Annotated in this window: 17 protein-coding genes; 13 read left to right on the top strand and 4 right to left on the bottom strand. The window is 46.0% G+C overall.

Features of this window, described 5'->3' with window-relative positions; genetic code table 11:
* Positions 1-52: 52 nt before the first annotated feature.
* Complete coding sequence (locus DDR33_RS06660) at positions 53-1,483, bottom strand: S41 family peptidase (RefSeq protein WP_109414992.1); 1,431 nt, start codon at positions 1,481-1,483, stop codon at positions 53-55.
* Positions 1,484-1,676: 193 nt separating this feature from the next.
* On the opposite strand from DDR33_RS06660, the gene DDR33_RS06655 reads away from it, so the two are divergent.
* From DDR33_RS06655 to DDR33_RS06620, 8 genes are all read left to right on the top strand, one after another.
* On the top strand, positions 1,677-2,045 hold the full coding sequence (locus tag DDR33_RS06655) for a DUF2147 domain-containing protein (RefSeq protein WP_109414991.1): 369 nt from the start codon (positions 1,677-1,679) through the stop codon (positions 2,043-2,045).
* A gap of 6 nt (positions 2,046-2,051) precedes the next feature.
* On the top strand, positions 2,052-3,356 hold the full coding sequence (locus DDR33_RS06650; protein WP_109414990.1) for a TolC family protein: 1,305 nt from the start codon (positions 2,052-2,054) through the stop codon (positions 3,354-3,356).
* Positions 3,357-3,392: 36 nt separating this feature from the next.
* Positions 3,393-4,496, top strand: a complete 1,104-nt coding sequence (locus tag DDR33_RS06645) for an efflux RND transporter periplasmic adaptor subunit (protein WP_109414989.1) — start codon at positions 3,393-3,395, stop codon at positions 4,494-4,496.
* Positions 4,493-5,734: an ABC transporter permease gene (locus DDR33_RS06640; RefSeq protein ID WP_109414988.1), complete on the top strand. Its 1,242-nt coding sequence runs from the start codon at positions 4,493-4,495 to the stop codon at positions 5,732-5,734. Before DDR33_RS06645 ends, DDR33_RS06640 begins: the two co-directional genes overlap by 4 nt.
* Positions 5,735-5,764: 30 nt before the next feature.
* Positions 5,765-6,445 (top strand): ABC transporter ATP-binding protein, encoded by a 681-nt coding sequence (locus DDR33_RS06635; RefSeq protein WP_109414987.1) that lies wholly within the window; start codon positions 5,765-5,767, stop codon positions 6,443-6,445.
* Positions 6,442-7,323 (top strand): DUF6268 family outer membrane beta-barrel protein, encoded by an 882-nt coding sequence (locus tag DDR33_RS06630; RefSeq protein ID WP_146198715.1) that lies wholly within the window; start codon positions 6,442-6,444, stop codon positions 7,321-7,323. The genes DDR33_RS06635 and DDR33_RS06630 overlap by 4 nt, the downstream gene beginning before the upstream one ends.
* Positions 7,324-7,620: 297 nt before the next feature.
* Complete coding sequence (locus tag DDR33_RS06625; RefSeq protein ID WP_109414985.1) at positions 7,621-8,601, top strand: sensor histidine kinase; 981 nt, start codon at positions 7,621-7,623, stop codon at positions 8,599-8,601.
* Complete coding sequence (locus DDR33_RS06620; RefSeq protein ID WP_109414984.1) at positions 8,598-9,350, top strand: LytR/AlgR family response regulator transcription factor; 753 nt, start codon at positions 8,598-8,600, stop codon at positions 9,348-9,350. The genes DDR33_RS06625 and DDR33_RS06620 overlap by 4 nt, the downstream gene beginning before the upstream one ends.
* A gap of 250 nt (positions 9,351-9,600) precedes the next feature.
* Here DDR33_RS06620 and DDR33_RS06615 read toward each other — a convergent pair whose 3' ends face one another.
* The 3 genes from DDR33_RS06615 to DDR33_RS06600 form a co-directional block, all read right to left on the bottom strand.
* Positions 9,601-10,332 carry a hypothetical protein gene (locus DDR33_RS06615; RefSeq protein ID WP_238387698.1) on the bottom strand — a complete coding sequence of 244 codons (732 nt, stop codon included), beginning with the start codon at positions 10,330-10,332 and terminating at the stop codon, positions 9,601-9,603.
* Between the two features lie 226 nt (positions 10,333-10,558).
* Positions 10,559-11,134 (bottom strand): thioredoxin family protein, encoded by a 576-nt coding sequence (locus DDR33_RS06610; protein ID WP_109414982.1) that lies wholly within the window; start codon positions 11,132-11,134, stop codon positions 10,559-10,561.
* Positions 11,135-11,833: 699 nt separating this feature from the next.
* The gene (locus DDR33_RS06600) at positions 11,834-12,475 is read right to left on the bottom strand and encodes an START domain-containing protein (RefSeq protein WP_109414980.1); all 642 of its coding nucleotides are present in this window, start codon (positions 12,473-12,475) and stop codon (positions 11,834-11,836) included.
* Positions 12,476-12,734: 259 nt separating this feature from the next.
* Between DDR33_RS06600 and DDR33_RS06595 the strand changes: the two genes are divergently transcribed.
* The 5 genes from DDR33_RS06595 to DDR33_RS06575 all read left to right on the top strand — a co-directional run bounded on the left by DDR33_RS06595 (position 12,735) and on the right by DDR33_RS06575 (position 21,732).
* Complete coding sequence (locus DDR33_RS06595; RefSeq protein ID WP_109414979.1) at positions 12,735-13,337, top strand: RNA polymerase sigma factor; 603 nt, start codon at positions 12,735-12,737, stop codon at positions 13,335-13,337.
* 74 nt (positions 13,338-13,411) lie between these two features.
* Positions 13,412-14,368, top strand: a complete 957-nt coding sequence (locus tag DDR33_RS06590; protein WP_146198714.1) for a FecR family protein — start codon at positions 13,412-13,414, stop codon at positions 14,366-14,368.
* Between the two features lie 161 nt (positions 14,369-14,529).
* Positions 14,530-18,015 (top strand): SusC/RagA family TonB-linked outer membrane protein, encoded by a 3,486-nt coding sequence (locus tag DDR33_RS06585; protein WP_109414977.1) that lies wholly within the window; start codon positions 14,530-14,532, stop codon positions 18,013-18,015.
* Position 18,016: 1 nt separating this feature from the next.
* Positions 18,017-19,801 carry a RagB/SusD family nutrient uptake outer membrane protein gene (locus DDR33_RS06580; RefSeq protein WP_109414976.1) on the top strand — a complete coding sequence of 595 codons (1,785 nt, stop codon included), beginning with the start codon at positions 18,017-18,019 and terminating at the stop codon, positions 19,799-19,801.
* On the top strand, positions 19,786-21,732 hold the full coding sequence (locus tag DDR33_RS06575) for an exo-beta-N-acetylmuramidase NamZ domain-containing protein (RefSeq protein WP_109414975.1): 1,947 nt from the start codon (positions 19,786-19,788) through the stop codon (positions 21,730-21,732). The genes DDR33_RS06580 and DDR33_RS06575 overlap by 16 nt, the downstream gene beginning before the upstream one ends.
* Positions 21,733-21,803 lie beyond the last annotated feature (71 nt).

The raw sequence follows: 21,803 nt of genomic DNA, 5'->3' as shown, positions 1-21,803 counted from the left end.
AGGAAATACTATTGAATCTGATTAATCTAATTAGGATAAAAAACAGCCGGCATTAATCAAGTAAATTAAGGGCTCTTTCAAGACAGGGTTCGTTAGGGCCAAAACCAAATGCCGGATTATCTCCTACATTCGCATTATTATCTACCGTGATGCCCCTTTCAGAATCTACTATTCCCCTGTTTACATTGCTAAAATAACCGACAACAAGACTTACATCGTATGTACGTTCATCCCGCACTTCGACGGGCAGCAATGAAAAATCAACAGTCGTAACGTTCTTAGTTCCTGTATCTTGTCCTACTATGATCAGATTGTTATCGAAATAAGGCTTTAAAGAATTGATAACCAACAAACTTGCAGAATTTGTTTCCTTTGAAACAATGAAACAAATTTTTTCAAATATATGTGTGTTGATATTCCGAAACTTTATAGGTGACCACAACGGCTTAAGGTAGTCGTATAAAGAAGTCACTCTATCGGGAGCCTTCCTGGCTTTTAGAAACGCTTCCTGTTCTAATGTCCATGGACTTGTGGTTATCTGACTAAATCCCCACAATATACTATTAAGCTTCAGAGAATAAGAGGTCTGTCCTTCAAACCGCGCACCAGCAAGATTGTCAAGCAACCTACCAGCAGCCTGATTGGATCCACCGCTATTATACCTAAGATCAATTATAATTTTCTTTATGCCATTATTTTTAAAAGAGATAAATTGTTGATCAAGTATCTCAAGGTTATCCTCATCTCCTTTAAACGAGTCGTAAATCATATATCCTATCTTTTCACGCTCTTTTGTCTCCTCATCCACTAGATCGACAATTCCGCTATAAGGAATCGGATCATACACATAAGGCGCTTTTACTAAAGATAAGCTACGATACCCGGTTTGATTTCGAATCACTAAATTTAACGTCCCATTAACATTAAATTTAGATTGAACATCCTTCATTGCTGTACCTTTTACCGGCAGTCCTCCCACTGATATCACCTCCCACCCCCTTCTTAAACCAGCATTTGCAGCAGGCGAAGATACGTTGACAGATGCGATATAATATGTGCCGTTGATTTTCCGCTTTACTGAAAGCCCAAAAGTACTTTGATATAAATGATCTCCAGATTCTACCCAATAATAAGGTTGAAGTGGATCTGGTCCTGTATCAAGACTAGACCATTTGTCAATCTTATTAGGAGATAGCGCCTTAATCGCCTCCAGTTCATTGTTTAACGCAGCTACCTTAGCATACTCATTAATGAATAAAGAATCCAATCCGAATTTTTTCTTATCGGGCCAGGGATAATTCCACAAGTAACACATCCTTGCCAACTCATAGAGCTCTGTTGCTAGAGCTCTAGACGAAAGTGGCTTATCTTCCTGAAGGTTCCGCCTGTCAGGGTTTTCAGGCTTAGTATCATCTTTCCTGCACCCGGCGATCAACATTGCACAACATAGTATAAGGATAGGTCCAACAGTTCTTATTTTCATTCTGCCCGTAGTTTTCGAAATTTTATATACTCCCGGCTTCGCCGGAAACTCATCAACGCCTTCATTTTTACGGGAGAAGAAGATAAAAGGTTATCCTTTCTGTTCAATTCACCCTTCAAATTGTTCAGTTCACCCTGTTTAAACTGTCCGTCCGTGATTCTGCGGGTCATATTTGTCAAAAAAGACAAACGCTATGCAGAAAATGATCATCCTCACGGTAAGCCTCTTCATCGGCTTCTGTGTTTTCGCTCAGACAGACAACGACAAGATTCTTGGCAAGTGGACCAACGAAGACAAAAGCCGGGTAATAGAATTCGTAAAGAACGGCGACGCATACGACGCCATCATCAGGCAGGCCAATGATGAGAGCCTGGCCGGCAAAAAACAAATTACGTCTCTTCAAAAAGACGGAATCAACACCTTTAAAAACGGAACAGTGCACGTCTTAAAAAAAAGTAAGACTGCCAGGTGTACTGCAAAACTTGTAAATGACGACAAGCTGGAAATAACCGCAACCTTCGGCATGATGAGCAGGAAACAAACCTGGAGCAGGGTAAAATAGCAGTTAATGAAAAAGATAATTGCCCTGCTCTTTTTTCTGTCAGTTTCAGCAGCCAAAGCCCAGGTCACTTTTGGCTCATTGCAGGAAGTATTTGACTATGCTGACAAAAATGCTGTCAGCATCCGCAAAGCCCGCATTGATGAACAAATAAGTCACTCACAAAGCCAGGCAGCACGTACATCTCTGCTTCCCTCGGTTAATGCTTCGGCAGCCTTCAACGATAATATCACCCTGCAGCCTACCCTGGTGCCAGCCGCGCTGTTCAACCCGGCAGCTCCTGAAGGCACTTTCAACGAATACACCTTCGGACGCCGGTATATCTACAACACCGGTGTCCAGGCAAGCTGGAATGTGCTCGATTTTCAAAAATGGTTTGAAATTCAAACCGCAGGAGCCCGGGAAAAAGCCAGCCAGGCAGCCACCGTTAAAATAAAGTATGATACTTATAACCAGCTTGCACAACTCTATTACTCCATCCTGCTGACCGAAAAATACATTCTCATTGCCAGGGAAAATGTACAGGCAACCGGCAGTATATGCGAAACAACACAGGACAAGTTCCGCCAGGGAATATTCGCTGAAGAAAACTTCAATCGCGCCAACATGCAACTGATACAGGCAGCAAGCGACCTCCGGAACCGGGAATATTCGCTAAGCCAGCTCTATAACCAGTTGCAGGCACAGCTCAATCTTCCCGGCGGCGTCCGGCTTACGGAGCAATTGGTAACCAGGCCTGTTCCTGATCTTGTTCCGCTGAAGCAGCATCCCGATGTCCTGTTGCAGGAAACACAACTTGCACTGGCAGAGGCTCAGTTGCGGCAGGTCAAAACAGCCGGCTATCCTTCTCTAACCATAGGTTATCAATACAATTACAACTGGGCTACAGACAGAATGTTCGACTTCACCAGTACGAACACCCTGCCGCAGCAATTCCTCGCTGTAAAACTCAGCATACCCGTTTTCAACGGTTTCGCTGTCAGAGAAAAGAGCCGGCAATCGAAACTTGCCCTCAGCCAGGAACAGCTGCTCCTGGAAAACAGGAACCTGTCGGCCGCAAAAGAAGATGAAACCCTGCACCTTCAATACAGGCAGGCGGAAGAACAATTGCAGGCACAGCAGGAAATCCTCTCCCTTCAGCAATCAAATGACCGGCATACCGCCAACAGGTACCAGAGCGGGATAATCGGCGCAGATGAACGGCTGGATAAATTCGGTGATTTGCTCAGCGCACAGAGCCGCTATATGCAGAGCCTGAGTGATTATTATATAAGTTATTATAAAATACATATCCGCGCTTCGACCGGAAACTAAATTTAGAAAGCCTGATGCTTTCCCAGGAAAACACAAATGGATAAAATAATAAAAGGAATGATGTTGTGGTCTTTGATTGCTGTTCTGACTTCATGCAGCGAAAACAACAAAATAAAACCGGAGAGAAAAACCATCCAGCAGGCTGTATTCGCCAGCGGCCAGGTGGTCAGGGAGAACGAATACATGGTATCCGCCAATTTCGACGGCATCATCACTGAGCTTCCCGTAAAAGAAGGAGATAATGTAGGCGCGGGAAAACTATTGTTCGTGATCAAAAACGATGTCCAGACTGCACAAACCAGAGAGGCTGAATTGGTTTACAAAGATGCAAGCCGGAATGCTCTACCCTCCGCGCCTCCGCTTCAGCAGGTTCAGATTCAGATCAGGCAAACAGAAATACAGTTAGACCAGGATAAGCAGAACTATGAGCGCTATTATGCACTCCTGCGCCAAAATTCAGCATCACAACTTGAATTTGAAAAAGCAGAGCTTCAGTACAAGACAACCCGGAACAACCTGCGTTCGCTGACAAAGAACTACCAGGAAGCCCGGAATGCACTTCTGCTGAATGCAGAAAAAAGCCTGTCGCAGCTAAACGCACAGCAGTCTGTGCTGGCTGACTACCAGATAAAGGCTGACAAAGGAGGTACTATTACAAACCTCTATAAGAAAGAAGGCGAATTGGTCCGCAAGGGAGAAGTCATTGCACGCATCAGCAGCGGAACTCCCCGGCTGGAAATGTACATAGCCGAAGAAGATATTACGAAGATATCCCTGGGGCAATCTGTATTGGTGCACCTGAATACTTATCCGGATACGGTTTTCAAAGCCCGTGTCACCGAAATACTCCCAGCGTTCGATACTGAACAACAATCGTGCGTAATCAAAGGGGTTTTCCAGACATCTCCCCCTGCCCTGCTATCGGGAGTTCAGCTACAGGCGAATATCATGCTCGGAAATCGTTCCGGCGTATTGATGATCCCAACGGAAGCTGTCGTAAGAGGGAATTATGTCATGCTGCAGGATGGCGGGGAGAAAAAGATCGTCCTGGGACAGAAGTATGGTAAATGGGTAGAGGTCAGATCCGGACTTACCGAAGAGGATCTGATTCTCCTGCCCGCTAAATCCCCCCGCAAATGAACCGCACCAATAACAAAATATCCTGGGTACATCTGACCTCAAAATTAAGGCAGCTGTTTGTCGCGGTCCTCTCCGTAGTCTTCGGGATCTCCATGTACATTTTCATGAACAGCTTCATGAATGGGGTAAATAATGCTCAAACCGATATCACCTTTACTTCAATGGCGCATATTAAGGTATACAATGACCTCAACGGAGAATCACCCATCCTCCTTCCCCCGCCTCTTTCTTCCGATACTATTCAGTTCGTCAGTAATGCAAGGGAAATAAGTTATACGGAAGGCATCCGGAATGCTGATGAAATAAAGAACATCCTGCTGTCTAATAAGAACATTGTCGCTGTTACCGAGCAGGTAAACCAGAATGTGTTTTTCCGCAATGGAGTAGCCAAACTGAACGGAACCCTGTCGGGAATCGACGTGACAAACGAACCGCGGCTGTTCGGGACGAACGACTATATGGTGGAAGGAGATTTAACCGAGCTCGATAAGCGCCCCGATGCTATTGTACTTGGCAGCGGACTTGCAGTCAGGCTCAGCGCGTATACCGGTGATAACATCACACTGACCACCTCCGATGGTGTAACGAAAATCTTCCGTATCACGGGGATCATTGAAACAGGCACCGGCAGTATCGACAAATCACGGGCAATGATCTCAATTCAATCCGCCCGCCAGCTTCTTTCAAAAAATAAAAGTTACGCTACCGAGGTATTGGCCAATGTACGGGATTATAACGATGCCCGGAAGATAGCAGATGAAGTAAAGGGCGATATAAAGTATAAGACAGAGCCCTGGCAGGAAGGCAACGCTCAGCTCGAATCCGCCAATACACTGCGGGATATTATCGCGGTAGCCGTTTCCCTTACCATCCTCATCGTCGCCGGATTCGGAATCTATAATATCATGAACATGACGGTAAACGAAAAAATGAAAGAGATAGCCATTCTGAAAGCAATGGGATTCGATGGAAAAGATATCATCCAGATCTTCCTGACACAATCGATCATTATTGGTCTGATAGGAGGTTTTACCGGCCTGATCACCGGATTTATTATTTCAGCTATCGTCGATCGGATTCCCTTCCATATTGCTTCATTTACCACTCTCCCGATATCATACATCCCACTCGATTATGTTATGGCCCTGGTATTCGGACTGATCATCACGTTCATCGCCGGCTATTTGCCGGCAAAAAAAGCATCTGAAGTGGATCCCGTAGCTATTCTCAGAGGCTGACAATAAGCTATCAAAATAAAACGACATACTATGCAATCATTAGCGGCAGTAAACATCAATAAGTATTTTTATGATCCTCAGGAGTTTCATGTACTCAAGGAAGTAAGCTTCGAGGTAAAAAGAGGTGAATTCATATCAGTTGTCGGCAAATCGGGTTCAGGGAAATCCACGCTTTTATACCTTCTTTCCACTCTTGACACCGCTTACACAGGAAGCATCGCCATCAACGGAACAACCGTGACCGGTCTGACTCAAAATCAACTGGCAACTTTCAGGAATGAACACATCGGTTTCGTATTTCAGTTTCATTATCTCCTCCCCGAATTTACAGTCCTTGACAATGTCATGCTTCCTGCACTCAAATTAAATAAGCGCCCGAAAGAAGAAATACGGGAAAAAGCCCTTGATCTGCTTACGCTGCTCGACGTCAGGGGGCACGAGCATAAAAAGGCATCCATGATTTCCGGTGGACAGCAACAGAGAGTGGCCATTGCCCGTGCTCTCATAAATGATCCGGCCATTATTATGGGAGATGAACCTACCGGCAACCTCGATTCAAAAAACACAAAAACGGTCTTCAATATTTTCCGTCAGCTTGCCCGCGAAAGGAATCAGACAATTATCGCAGTAACCCACGATGACGAGTTTGCGGCAAACTGCGACAGGATCATTGAAATGGTAGACGGCAGGATCATAGCACAACATCCATGAAAACCCGCATAATATTACTCCTCACCTTCGTGAGCGTGTCCTCCTTTGCCCAGGAGCGCTCAGCCCAGATGGCAGGCCTGGAATACAGCCGTGAAAAAATGCAAAATGACAGCATAAAAGGTTACAGTGATAACCTGAATGCTTATCTCAATTTCCCCATCAGCAAAGGTGATAAACAAAGAATTGGCGGAAGGATTCAGTTCAGGAGCAAAACGATCAGTAATACCGGCCAGTATTTTGATCATCATCTCTATTCCATCGACCTGAATGTGTCCTGGCAGAAAAATATAAAAGACAACGCTCAATTCTATCTCTTCAGTCAATTTGGCTTCTATTCGGATTTCATTGATCTGAGTACTGAGGACTTTAGGTATTCAGCAGGCTTCAGATACGTCTTGCGGCACAACGATAAACTCCAAACGGGCTGGGGTATGGCCTATAGCCGCCAGTATTTCGGACATCAGCTTAACCCCTTCTTCTCGATAGAATACGACATAAGCTCAAGGCTCCGGCTATCCGGACTTCTCCCGATCCGGCCTAAACTCACTTACGCACTAAGCGAAAACATATTTCTGAGCAGCGAAATATCAGGCAGTGCCGGTAGCTACAGACTTTCAGCCCTAGATAATAATAACCGTTTTATCCGCATCAACCAGTGGTACAGTCTCAGCAGCCTTGGGTTCACCTTGCGAAAACAGCATCTCATCTCTATTGGACTCGGGTACAACCTTCGCCAGACCGTTAGATTGTATGATGATGGGCAAGATCGGGCGCTGAGCATTTTCACATTCGATATAAAGAAAAAGAGTACCCCGGCTGCAGAGGTTAAAACCAGGGGAACCATCCTGAGCGTTAGCTACAGTTTTAAATTAAAATGAAGACATTATCAAGAACGAAAGAAGAATAAAAATATGAGTCATGCGTTCATTCAACGTTTCGCCATCGCCCTGCTGCCGCTATTAAGCTGCATGTTCGCCCCCTACAGCTATTATGACGACTATGAAGCCTGCTTCTGCCAGACCGGCCTCTGCCATTACCAATATTGCCCTTCCTGTTGTTGCTCATACTTTGAAGATACTTTCGATCCCCCACCCGACACTACCGGGGACCATCTGAAATATAAGTCGCTTCAGTCCCGCGAAGCGCGTAAGAAATAAATATATTTGATAAGGAAAATGAAATGGCGTGCAGATAAAATACTACCTGTTGTATTGTGTTTAATACTGCCTGTATTAAATGCGATCACCATGAGGAGTATTGAAAAAATTGAGGATTCGGGCATGGGCGTGTTTTGGCGCTGGCTCAGCATCTCCATCATGCTGTATATCCTATGGCATATCCTCGACTTTGTATCAAGAAAAGCGCAGACGTACAAATGGTTGAAGGTACTGCTTGCCTGCATGGTCTTTTTTGTCATCGTATACAGCATTTATTCATTTACGCCTTTCTTTCAGAAACATACGCTGAAATGGATGTTCATTTACAAGTATTTCCTTGCCACCATTCCCTTCCTGATCATCCAGTATGCATTCCGGGCCAACAGGAAAGTAGCCTTACTTGAACTGGAAAAGCAGCAGATCCAAACGGAGAACTACAGAGTACAGCTCGAAGCCCTCCGTTCAAAGGTCGACCCGCATTTCCTGTTCAATTCGCTGAATACTCTTCGTACCATGGTCCGCCACAGTCATCCCCAGTCAGAGCAGTTTATTCTCAGTCTCTCCGACTTCTACAGGCAGACATTAAAATACAATGAAGCCATCACCCTGACGCTAAACGAAGAGATCAAGGTACTCCAATCCTTCCTCTTCCTGATGAAGAGCCGTAACCAGGCAGCAGTCTCGGTGAGCATGCATATAGACAGCAACAAGGAACATTATCTCATTCCTATGCTTGCTTTACAAGTGGTCGCAGAGAATTGCTTTAAGCACAATTCAATGACCGCCCGGACCCCTTTGAGGATTGAAATAAGAACAACGGAGGACTTCTGCGTAGAGGTAAAGAACAACCTGAACCCCAAGCTCGAAATCACGGAAAGGTCAGGTTATGGTATCGACAACCTCAATAAGCGTTATGAGCTTCTGGGGATAAAAGACGGGGTTACAGTAACAAGAGAGGAAGAACACATTGCCGTAACGCTAAAACTGATGCAGCCATGAACGTACTGATAGTAGAAGACGAAGCACACACTGCAAGCCTCCTGCAGGAAATCATTGAGCAGGACAAGGATTTCATGGCAGTCGAAAAACTGGAGTCGGTAGCCGACGCTGTGTATTATCTCAGCAAATACCAGCAGAACCTCGACTTGTTGTTCTTCGATATTCAGCTGGCCGATGGCCACAGTTTCGAGATTTTCAAACATGTAGATGTATTCGTTCCCGTTGTCTTCTGTACCGCATATGATGAATACACTTTAAAAGCAATCAAAAATAATGGGATAGACTATATTCTTAAACCATTCAGGGAAGAAGATATACATGCAGCTCTTGCCAGATATAAAAAGCTCACATCAGCTCTGCAAACGAAAAACACGAGACCTTTTCAAATGGAGCAGCTCCCCCAAACGCGTTACCAGCAAAGCTTTCTGACTCAACTCCGGGAAAAAACAATTGTCAGACAAGTAAAAGACATTGCCCTGTTTTACATAGAATTCGAAACAGTGTATCTGTTCACATTTACCGGCGAACAGTTGCCCCTCTTTAAAAACCTGGAATATATAGAGTCCGTTTGCGACCCCCGGCAGTTCTTCCGTGTCAACCGGCAGATGCTTGTTAACAAGGATGCAGTTCTCAATATAGAACCTTACTTTAACAGGAAAGTAGTAGTACAGCTTAAAATAAAACCACCTGAAAAGGTGATTGTCAGCAGGTTAAAAGTAACGTCCTTTAAAAACTGGCTCGAGCATTGAGCTTCCCAGTTATAATAATAAGCCATGCTTCTGTCTCCGGAGAAAATAACAATGAAAAGAGGAGAGTAAGAGTCTCAGGAGAAACGCTGAAAACATTGTAAATATGATCTGTGATATCATAAGCCAGTACTCCCACTCTGTAAAATATCGACATTATCGAACCTGTCGTAAATGTCAGCTGGTGAGAACCAGTGCCGTTAGCAATACAAAAGGGACGAAAATTGCAATGTGAATCAGTCAACAGGTTCCACTACTCTCTGACTAATGTTACACCTGCCACATTTTGCCAGTTTTGTATAACCTGGTCGTAATATGGGACCTCCTGAGATCCCCCCTTCCAGATAGAGTACACCTTCTTATTACCGGGCCTGATATAACTATTAGCGGTTTCCAGCTCCTTAGTGGTGATCCCTGTTAATACTTTATTCAAATCAAAGCTAAAAACCGCGTTATAGCCGACAGAAGGGTCAATTGCTACATCTGAAACTGTAAGATTTGCTTCAAAAGGGTAGGAACTCCCCACTACTACACTATCAGTTCCTCCTGTGCTGTTGGTAAATGTACCTTTGAATTCGAAAGCAAAGTCAGACTTTGGCGATTTCCTTAAAAACATTTTTACATTCACGTCCTTATAGGCTCCTGAGGGTAATTTAATTACTCCGGCCAATGCATTTGCATTGAATATGTCCAGTTTTTTCCCAACTATAATGGTTGTATCAAGCAGATTATTGCTTTTGCCTCTAAATGCAATTTTCTCGACATAAACAGTTGCAAAGGACCACTTAACATTAACGGTAAGACTAAGACTATCCGGCCCGGCAATCGTGTCAGACGAAACACTTGCGGCTCTAATACCAGGCCGACCGACTTTGGCGTAATAAGAAATGCTGCCAAATCCCTGATTGGTTTTCACTGCTGCGTCCTCCTTTTCAAGAGTACTGTCTTTTTTGCAAGATATAATTCCCAAGGTTATCAGAAGCATGCCGGCCATGCATTTTTTCAATGAGGATTTCATTATTAGCGGCTCTAGTTTTTTGTTAAATATATGAAGAAGCAACAAATTTTGATATTATATTTCTGTTATTAGTAAGTCTTTTCATCCAGACATACTAACTGGCATTTTTAATTAACAGCCGGGCTTTTTACCCATCTAACTGAAGAATTATCGGATGCTTGTTCAATCGTTTGCTGTTAGGTAATTACATCCTCTACTCTTGTACCGCATCTTCGGCACCCTGGATCAAAGCAGTCAGTTCTTTCTGTATCTCTCTCCCCTGATCTTTATTATACCATTTTTGCAATTCCACTTTCAACGTTTCAAAATCAGCTTTTTCTGCCGTCAATTTCCGGTAAAGCTCCTGACAAGGAGCTGGCCTCGGTCCCCACACTCCCAAATCCTTTCCGCTCTCATCCCTGATAATCAATTTAGGGATCGACTTACTGCCATTAGTAAGATAACTGCTTATGCTGAAAGGTTCAGAATCTCTTAGTTCATAATCTATGCTTACAAGAGGGTTAAGCTCCGCGACCTTTTGAATGAACGGAACAATATGGGCTGCATCACCGCACCATGGTTCAGTAATCACTATCCATTTTTGAGGTTCAATGATATTACCCGCAGCAGTTATTATAGGGGCGCTTAACTCAGCGGTCTTAAACCAGCGGTTCATCCGGACCCAGTTTAGTTTTGTATACTCCATATAATCCACGGAGTCATACGGAGCTTTAGGATCTTCATCTGCCAGTACTTGCTGAAAATAGTCCAGGTATGCTTTTAAGTCCATTTAATAAATTTTAAGTAAATAACCCGAAGATAATAAAGTCCCGGTTCCTGTTAGCAGATAAAAATCAAATAAAAAAGATTTTGGATAATTTCCTTTTAACCTTTACCTTAGTCAGCACACAACCACCAACCACACACGAATCCCAAAGTTTTCCCCGAGCTCAGACAAACCAAAGGAAGAGGTATGGCCAGGTCCTGCCTTTTTGTGCAACCTGAATCTTTGGTAATCTTCCGGATCTCAAGATAAAAATGTCCTTTTTTCAGCTTTGGCTTGTAGCCCTTGTTCGCCTCTGCATCCGGACTTGTTCGGGAATGCTGGCAGGCTCGCTTGGGTCGGCACGCAGTTTTCTCCGGGATTTCTACGGGATTTTTCCCTGATTTTACGGAGAGATCCCGGAGAAATCCGGGAAAAAACTAGCAGAATTCTGCGTAAAAAGACGAACCAGGCTCAAAGCTGTCCCGAACCGATCCCGAACATGTCTGCCTTCTGGTCCTATAGACAAATGTGTAGATCAGGGCAGACTGACTTTGGTGGTTGCGAAGCCAAAACACTTTCGGACACTTTTGATTCGTCCACCCTTAGATTTTTTTTCAAACACCCAACAAAAGCACTGGCTCATTTCAGGGGCAATCCTGACAAGGCCCGGTTGAATAAAACACCCTCTAAAACTCTGAAAGCGATAAGACTAACCTTCTTCGTTCAGTCTTGAATATATGAAAGCTTTGCACCCTGGAAAGTGGGCTTTTTTAACTGAGCCTTTAGTTTTCTGAAACTCTCAAGCGGCCCCTGCGCAGCGAACACGTTAACCAGCCAGGCCGGAATCGCTCCGCCCGGATCAACCTGTAAGGTATATTCAACTTTTACCTTATTCCCCACCGGCGATAATATCCATTTCCCCTTCGAATGGCCAATTCTGACAATCCCGTGTTTTAAAGGAACATAACCGGGAACAGCAGGTCCGTCAATGGTGACCGCTTTGGTGCGGGGATCCTGCGTCACTGTTAAGTGCGCAACAAAATCCCGGTTTTCACATGGCCAGGGAAGATCAACTTCTGAATAGTAATAAAGTTCCGAGGGGGAGACCTTTTTTATCAACACAGATGACTTTGTATGGTAAACCCACTGACTACCCGTATTCACATCCATCAAAACGCTTACTAGTTGCGACAGGTCAGTGTCAAGCATCGCGATCACCCTCACAGCCTTAACTTTTGAATCGGGTACGGCGGTTTTGTATATCTTAATTCCTTCTTTTTCCGTATCCAGCTTCCAGTTGTCCTGGGCGCGGACAGCCAGTTGAGAAGCGATAAAAGCAATAGCCAAAGCACATCTTACAATCATCTTGTAAAACTATTGTTTAAGCCGTAAACTCAGGGCTTTCCTGAAAGAATTGACTTAAATCTGAATCTCTGGCACTTTCTTTAGCCAATGCAGACATATTTTTCTGGTATTACTTAACTCAACGCCGATCAGTTTCAACTGGCTGGAGTAAATTTTTCTATTCTTAAACTAGCAAACCCTGCCTAACCGAAACTTAACTTTTTTATAACATGCGCCATCCCTTTAGTCCGGATTGCAGAAGATAATTTTGCATACAACTATGGTACTGACGGTTAACGAGGCAAACCAGGATGAAATTCTGGCCGGGTTAAAGACAAGCAGCGAAAAAGCTTTTGAATGTATTGTTAACTCCTTCACGAAAGACCTGTTGCAACAGGCGATGAAACTTACAAGGGACAGTGACACTGCAAAAGACCTGGTGCAAGACGTTTTTGCCGGAATTTGGGAAAAGAGAGAACAGCTTACAGTGGGTACCTCCCTTGCAGGCTATCTTCATACAACTTTAAAAAATAAATTCCTCAGGCATGTTTCGAGGGCCAGCCTGCACGAACAGGCAATAGCTCACTTACTCACCCGTATGGATGATATACAGAACGGTATCCTCGACACCCTCGCTGCAAATGATCTTCAAACATCTCTTTCCGAAATTATCGGACAGCTGCCTCCGGCGATGCAAAACATCTTTATCCTTCGCAATGAAGACTATTCCCTGCGTGAGATAGCAGCCGCCCTTGGCCTCGCCGAGCAGACGGTGAGAAGCTACCATTCAGAACTGAACAGGAGGATCAGAGCTGCGCTTATTTCACGGCACCCTGATATCAGCCATTCCCTGTTACTGCTCGTACTGAGCCGCTTAATTTAATCTTAACAATATCATACCGGCAATTTAATATACATTCCTGCCTGCTATGTCTCTGTTGTATTAAAGAACAGATAGTGGATAAAGCACGATTGAACAGGCTTATACGGCGCTACCAAACGAACAAAGCAACAAGTGCCGAACGATATATAATAGACCGCTGGTATGAGTCGTTTCTAAATGAACGTAAAACTACCGGAAATCAACCCGAAACAGCCGGTCTGGATGTTTTTAAAGAAAAGATCCTCCGCGAAGTCCTGAATAAGCGGCAGCCTGTTCCGCTTTACCGCAGGTTGGGCACAGGTATTGCAGCCGCGATAGCGCTCCTTCTTCTTTCTGTAACGATGCTTATTCGTAACGGAACAGCGGACAAAAGCACTGCCCCTGCACGGCAATGTTACACTGCAGTTAGCACCGGCATCGGAGAGGTAAAACGCCTGGTGCTTTCCGACAGTTCGGTGATCTTCCTGAACGCTAATTCATCATTGTACATCCCCCCAAATTTCCGGAAACAAAACCGGGTAGTAAAACTACAGGGCGAAGCATTCTTCGACATAAAGAAAGATTCCCGCCGGCCTTTCAAAGTGTATACCGGATCTGTAGAGGTCAGGGTGCTGGGCACTTCATTCAACGTAAGGGGATATACACCTACCCGCAGTATAACGATCTCCGTGAGCACCGGAAAAGTCAGCGTCTCTGGCCGGTCCGGAATCGCAGGCATCCTGAATAAGGGCAGAAAAATGGAGATCAGCACCAAAAGCGGCCGAAGCGTTTTCTCCGGTTTTAACACTGAAAAAGATGCGGGCTGGAGAAGCGGCACAACTGTATTAGAGCAGGCATCGTTCGGCGATCTGGCAGAACTATTCTACAACTATTACGGGATCAAGCTCCAAACAGTAGATCCGGAAATTAAAACAATGAAATACAACTTTACTATCCGGGCATCGCGGCAGTGGAATAAAACACTTCTACAGCTATGCAGAATGACTGGAAAAAAATTCAGAAAGGAGGAGAACAGGATAATACTCTACTGACGATAAACAAACCGGCGCAGCATAGTGCCGCACCGGGACTCTTTCGTTGCAGTACAAGATTGGACCCTTAGCCTGCAACCGCTATAGCAAATCAACAAGATTTACCAACACTTCAAAAATAGATAACAATTATGAAATTTTCACCGCGTTGGCGCTGGTATATGAAAATAACAACAATCCTCTATATACTCATTACTACTACCGCTCCCGTACTGAATGCTTCCTCCGGTAATGCACAGGTATTACAGAAGAAGGTAAGCCTTAGTTACACACAGACCACTCTCTACCAGGTTGTGCGTGACCTGCAGGAGAAAAACAGCATTGACTTTGATTTTACCGATCGTCTCAGGCTTGGCGATATCCGCACCGGACCTGTACGGTTTCATAACGAACCGCTTGAAAGTGTCCTGCACACTCTTTTCTCCAGGCACAAGATTGATTACAGAGAGGAAGCTGGCGCTATCATCCTCACGGCAAGACCTCAGCCGGGGACCATTTCCGGGCTCATTACCGACGCGTCGGGACAGCCGCTGCCAGGTGCCGGAGTACAAATCCTTGAACTTAAACAAAGTGTGAGCTGTGGGTCCGACGGGCACTTCACCCTGGCGGTAGCACCTGGCACTTACACACTGAAGGTAACATACATCGCATTTGAAACGCAAATAAAGAAGAACATCGTCGTAGCTGAAGGAAGAAACACTTCTGCCTCTTTTACTATGAAGGAACTTCCCGGTGAACTGAACGAGGTTGTAGTGGTAGGGTACGGCACACAAAAGAAAGTCAACCTCACAGGTGCAGTCTCACAGATCACCTCTCAGGTGATTGAAAACCGTCCATCTCCCAGCCTTACCCGTCTGCTGCAGGGAACCATCCCTAACCTTAACCTTAAAATGGTAGACGGAAGCCCTACGAGAAAAGCAACTTATAATGTTCGTGGCACTACTTCCATCGGTGCCGGAGGGAGCGCCCTGGTCCTTATAGACGGAGCAGAAGGCGATCCTTCCCTCATTAATCCAAACGACGTAGAAAGCGTAACCGTTCTGAAAGATGCCTCTTCGGCGGCTATCTATGGCTCACGGGCAGCCTTCGGAGTTGTGTTAATCACCACTAAATCGGCCAAAACAGGAAAAACCATTATCCAGGCGAACAGCAATTATTCTGTTAACCAAAGGACCGTCACGCCCAACCTGGTTACAAACGGATATGTGTGGGCAAAGAATTTTGATGATTCATATAACGGATGGTATGACTATAACTCCCACCCTACGGTTGTAAACAACATTTTCCCGTTTTCACTGGAATATCTCGACAGGCTGAAGCAGCACGACGAAGATCCCTCCCTTCCGAAAGCAGAATATAACGAAGCCCTTGCACGCTATGAATATTTCGGGAACACCGACTGGTACAAAGAACTGTATCAGGATAATATTCCATCGACCGAACAGGCGCTTAGCATCTCTGGTGGAACAGATAAAACAAGCTATCTTCTTTCAGGAAGATATTACTTCCAGGATGGAATATTTAACCATAACACCGATCGGCTGAATAAGTACAATATACGGGCCAAAGGGGATATTAAGGCCTCAGAATGGCTCACCATTCAGAATAATTTCGAATTATCGGATTATACCTATTCTTTCCCGATGCTTGCCGACCGCGATAATCAGACAATCTGGAGAATGATGGATCTGCTCTCCTACCCGATGGCCCTCATTTACAATCCCGACGGCACGTACACCCATACAGGCGTTTACTCGGGTCTTGCATCCTTTATTGATGGCAATAATGAATCGAACACCTCCAATACCATGTTCAGGAACACGTTGGGTTTTACAGCCAGGGCACTGAACAATGCGTTGACACTGAAAGGCGACTTTACTTTCCTGAAAGAGCGCGCCAATGAGAAACGCATAAACAATTATGTCAGCTACAGCAACGCTCCGGGGCAGACAGCAAGGCTGGGAAGGAGCCTGCTTCAGCAGTTCACCAACGAGCGGACCTATAAAACGTTCAATTTAACAGCAGGTTACGAAAGGCATTTCGGAGTTGGTCATGGGCTTAAGCTTCTCGCAGGCTATAACGCCGAATCATCAAAATACGAAAGCTTCAATGCCAGTCGCGATGGGTTGCTGATCCCATCCAAACCGGACTTCAACTTGATGGACGGTCTCAACTACACCGTGGGAGGAGGAGGCAACGAATGGGCATACCTCGGCCTGTTCTACCGGGTGGGATACGACTATAAAAACCGCTATCTTGCCGAGTTCAACGGCCGCTATGATGGCTCATCAAAGTTTCCGGCCAGCCAGCGGTATGGCTTCTTCCCTTCCGTATCCGCAGGATGGCGGCTCTCGGAAGAACCTTTCATGAACTGGAGCCGGAACTGGCTCGACGAACTGAAAGTCAGAAGTTCCTACGGATCTCTCGGAAACGGGAACGTAGCCCCCTACCGCTACCAGGAACAGATGTCGGTAATCAAGATGAGCGCCGTGCTGAATGGCATCCAGAATAACTATACTCAAATCCCGGACGTGATACCGAATGGACTGACCTGGGAACGCTCTGAAACATTCAACCTCGGAGCCGACATAAGCCTGCTCAAAAGCCGGATGAACATTAATTTCGACTGGTATGACCGGAAAACTACCGATATGTTTACTGCCGGGCCGCCGCTGCCCGCTGTATTCGGAGCTGTTGTGCCCTACGGAAACTATGCCGATATGTCGACCAAAGGATGGGAGCTCACTCTTTCATGGCGTAATAAAAGTACCCTGTTTGGAAAAGCATTCGAATATAGTCTTAATGGTTCGCTGTGGGACAACAAATCGGTCATCACCAGGTTCAATAATCCAACCGGGGCATTGTCGGCCACATACTATGTTGGGCATACGATCGGGGAAATCTGGGGATACCAGACCCTGGGTCTCTTCACTTCAGAACAAGAGATAGCGGGCCATGCCAACCAGGATTTCCTGCAAAACTCCAATAACAGGAAACAACTGCCCGGAGATATCAAATTCGCCGATATCAATGGCGACAAGGTGATTAACCAGGGCGACAACACCATATACAATCCAGGAGACCGGAAGATAATTGGAAATAACTCGCCCCGTTACCAGTTCGGCTTCACCCTAACGGGAAGATGGAATGGTTTTGGCCTTTCGGCATTCTTCCAGGGTATCGGGAAACGCGACTGGTATTTCGCCCCCGAGGCAGGGATCTTCTGGGGCCTGTATAACAGGCCTTATGGATATCAGCCGGTAAAAATGATGGAAAATGTCTGGACAGAAGATAAACCTGATGGATATTTTCCGAGACTGAGAGGATATGCCGCCAACAGTGCTTCCCGTTCACTGGGGGCACCACAGACCAGGTATCTGCAGGATGCAAGCTACATGAGGCTGAAAAACCTCACCTTTGATTACACATTTCCCCGGCCGTGGCTCGACAAGCTTCATATTAAAGGTGCAAACATCTTCCTCTCCACCCAAAACCTGTTCACCCTCTCGGGGATGAATAAATATTCCGACAGCATTGATCCGGAAGTGATCGAAGATCCGGCTTCCGATCTGATGAACAACAGTGGCCAGGGCTATGCCTACCCCATGCTCAAAACAACTACACTCGGTTTAAATCTCACTTTTTAAGATGCTTCACTCTCATATATTCCATAGAAAAGCCCTTTGGCTCGCACTGACCAGCCTGATTGCACTGCTGGCATCCTGTAATAAAGATTTCCTTGAGAAGGAACCATTCGATAAGCTGGTACCCAGTACTTTCTTTAACAAAAAAGAGGATCTGGAGCTCTATACCAACTCCTTCTATCAGAAAATGATGCCCGATGGCTTGTCTGTGGTGATCGCAGACGAGATGGGCGACTATACATCCAAATCAAACTCCCCCGCTTTTATTGCCGGCAATTTCACCCCGGTTGATCAGGCTCGCTGGTCGTGGACAGATCTACGGAACATTAACTACTTCCTGAAGAGATCCAACAACCCTGCCATCGATCAGCAGGTGCGTAATCATTACAAGGGGGTGGCTCGTTTCTTCAGAGCCTGGTTCTATTTTGAAAAAGTAAAGACGTACGGCGATGTGCCATGGTATTCGAAACCACTGGATGTTAACGACACTGAAGAGTTGTACAAGCCGCGCGACCCTCGTACCCTGGTAATGGATTCCGTTTTGGCCGACCTTAATTTTGCTGCTGCCAATATTGAAGATGTAAAAGACAACACCGCTTCAAAGGTGACGCGACAGGTAGCCCTCGCGTTCCAATCACGTGTTTGTCTTTTCGAAGGAACATTCAGGAAATACCATACCGAACTCAACCTGGGGAACACAGCAGACAGTTGGCTGCAGGCTGCAGCCGAAGCAGCAAAAAAAGTAATAGACTCAAAAAAGTACTCCCTTTACAGCACCGGAGTTCCAGATAAAGATTACCGTACCCTCTTCACTTCCGAAAACCCTGTTTCGCAGGAAATACTTTGGGCCGTTGTTTACAACAACTCCCTTAAAAGATGGCATGATATTACCTGGAAATTCAGCAGTGCCACTTACGGAGCCCGCTGGGGGCTCAACAAACAGTTTGTCAATACCTACCTGAACCGTGATGGATCAAGGTTTACCGATATAGATGGATCCGATACCATGCGGTTTGTAAGGGAAGTAACGGGAAGAGATCCGCGTCTTTCACAAACTATCAGGGGAATCGGTTACAAAAGGAGTGATGGCAGCGCGGCCCCACCCAACTTCGGCTACACATTTACCGGATATCAAATCCTGAAATTCAGTCTTGATGACAAACGCCTGGACGGTGCGGCAGAATCCTACAATTCCGTGCCCCTGATCCGATACGCCGAAGTTCTCCTCAACTACGCAGAAGCAGTGGCAGAACTGGGACTTATGAATAGCGACCCTGCAATCTGGAGCAGGACCATCGGCGAACTCCGCAAACGAGCGGGTGTAAAAACGGATCCACCTGTATCCGCTGATCCCTATCTCCAGCAGGTTTATTTCAGCGGGATCAACGATAAATACCTGCTGGAAGTAAGAAGAGAGCGTGGGATAGAACTGATATACGAGGGCTTCAGGTATGCCGATCTTTTACGATGGAAGAAAGGCCGCCTGCTCGAAATGCAATGGAAAGGCATCTACGTAGCCGCTAAAAACGTCCTGATGGACCTGGACGGAAACAGCAGTCCCGATGTCTGCTTTGTTGATGCAGTTCCGCAAACTAAGGTGCCGGGCGTTATCTATTACGTCATAGACAACAGGGCAGCCCGTCTTACCGAAGGAAACAAAGGGTTCGTTACATGGCGGGATGACGAGAAAAGGTCTTTTGAGGATAAGAAATATTACCGGCCGATCGCCAATTCAGATATTGTGGACAATGGCAATCTCAAACAGAATCCAGGATGGGAACAGCAGTAAAACTTTTCATTGCAGGCATTTTTGCGCTTGCAATGAATCACTTATCCGCATCACAGGAGAGCAGCCCAATTCAGCATACAGATACGGTCTGCATTCCGGGAGCTGAGCGTACAGAAGAGTACCTTCCCCTGCTCCGCAATAAAAAAGTAGCGCTGGCCGGCAACCATAGTTCTATGATCGGAAGGCGCCGAATGATCGATTCCCTTCTCGCCAGGGGTGTGAGCATCGTCAGGGTATTTAGTCCCGAACACGGGCTGTACGGAAAAGTCGCCGCCAATACTCCCGTGGAGGATCATGCGGACCCTGTTACGCACATCCAGGTAATCTCCCTTTTCGGACATCACCAAAAACCCAAGCCAGAAGAACTCCGCGGCATCGATGCCATCCTGTTCGACATGCAGGATGTCGGAGTCCGGTTCTATACCTATATATCGACTCTGCATTACATTATGGAAGCCTGTGCAGAAGCCAGCATCCCGGTCATTATACTGGATCGTCCGAATCCCAACGACGGGTATATAGACGGTCCTGTTCTGTACCCTCGTTTCAAAAGTTTCATCGGCATGCACCCTGTACCCATCGTGCACGGCATGACCATCGGCGAATACGCCCGGATGATCAATGGGGAAGGATGGCTCCGGAACAGAAAAAAGTGCAGTCTGACAGTAATACCGGTGGGAAATTATCGTCACGGCCAAAGCTTTGATTTTAAACAACCTCCTTCTCCCAATCTCAACACACCCCGGTCAGTCTTTCTCTATCCTTCCCTTTGCTGGTTCGGAGCAACGGCAGTCAGCGATGCCAGAGGTACATTCTTTCCGTTCCAGGCAATAGGAAGCCCGCTGCTTAAAGGAAAATACGATTTCGCATTCACTCCAAAACCTATTACCGGTATGGCCGAACGCCCGGCACACGCAAACGATACCTGCTACGGTATTGACCTCCGCAACTACCCTCGCGGTGCCTTCGGAATCGGAGGACGGCTCAATCTGCAGTGGCTACTCGAAATGTACAAAAGCTATCCCGAGAAAGCGCTTTTCTTTAACGGGGAGAATGCGAAGAGCCCCGATAGCATCCTGCATTTTGATTACCTGGTGGGAAATAGCTTGCTGCGCGAACAGATCAAACGGGGGTTTAGCGAACCCGCAATCCGTCAAACCTGGGAAGCCGGATTAAAGAAATACAGGAAGATACGAAGCAAATATCTTCTTTACGCCGATCCCCCGGCAGCTATCAAAGTTATGACCTGGAATATTCACCACGGCGCAGACAAAGATGAGCAGGACAGGTTATCACACATGGCCTCCCTTATAAACAGCAGTGGAGCCGGCATAGTGGGCCTGCAGGAAGTCGACAGTGTATGCAGCCGCTCAGACAACATGGATCAGGCTGCCATACTTGCCTCCATGACAGGCATGCATCACCTGTTCCAGAAACACTTCGCCTTCCAGGGAGGTGCTTATGGCAATGCCCTGCTTTCCCGCTATCCCATTGGTAAAGTAAGTTCCTTCCGTCTCCCCATATTATCAGACAGTTCCAAAACAGTCGCATTCTTTGTTGCCGACCTGCACGTCAGCAAAAAGACCATGGTGAAGGCTGCAGTCGTCCATATGGACTACAGGGATTCCCGGTCAAGAATCAACCAGGCAAACATGATCAACAGGATCATAGAGAAAACCAAATGCAGGTATTTGATCCTGACCGGCGACATGAACGCAAGCCCTGGCACAGCAGAAGTGACCACGCTGACAAAATATTTAAAAGATGTTACTAACACGAAAGACCTAACCTTTCCGGCAGGCGGAACAGACCGGAAAATCGACTACATCCTCAGCGGTAAAGGTCTCTGGCCTTTATCGTCTTATGTCCTGGAATCCACTGATTCTGATCACCTGCCGGTCATCTCTGTGCTAGATCTCCGGTTACCTTAAGTGTTGAATAAGAGCAGCAAACACCTTCAGTGTATTGTGCAGAGGTTTTGCTGCTCTCATTCAATTTTGCC

The sequence above is a fragment of the Pararcticibacter amylolyticus genome (assembly GCF_003130405.1).
In the GTDB taxonomy this organism is placed as follows: domain Bacteria; phylum Bacteroidota; class Bacteroidia; order Sphingobacteriales; family Sphingobacteriaceae; genus Arcticibacter; species Arcticibacter amylolyticus.
This window is presented reverse-complemented; position numbering and strand designations above follow the sequence as displayed.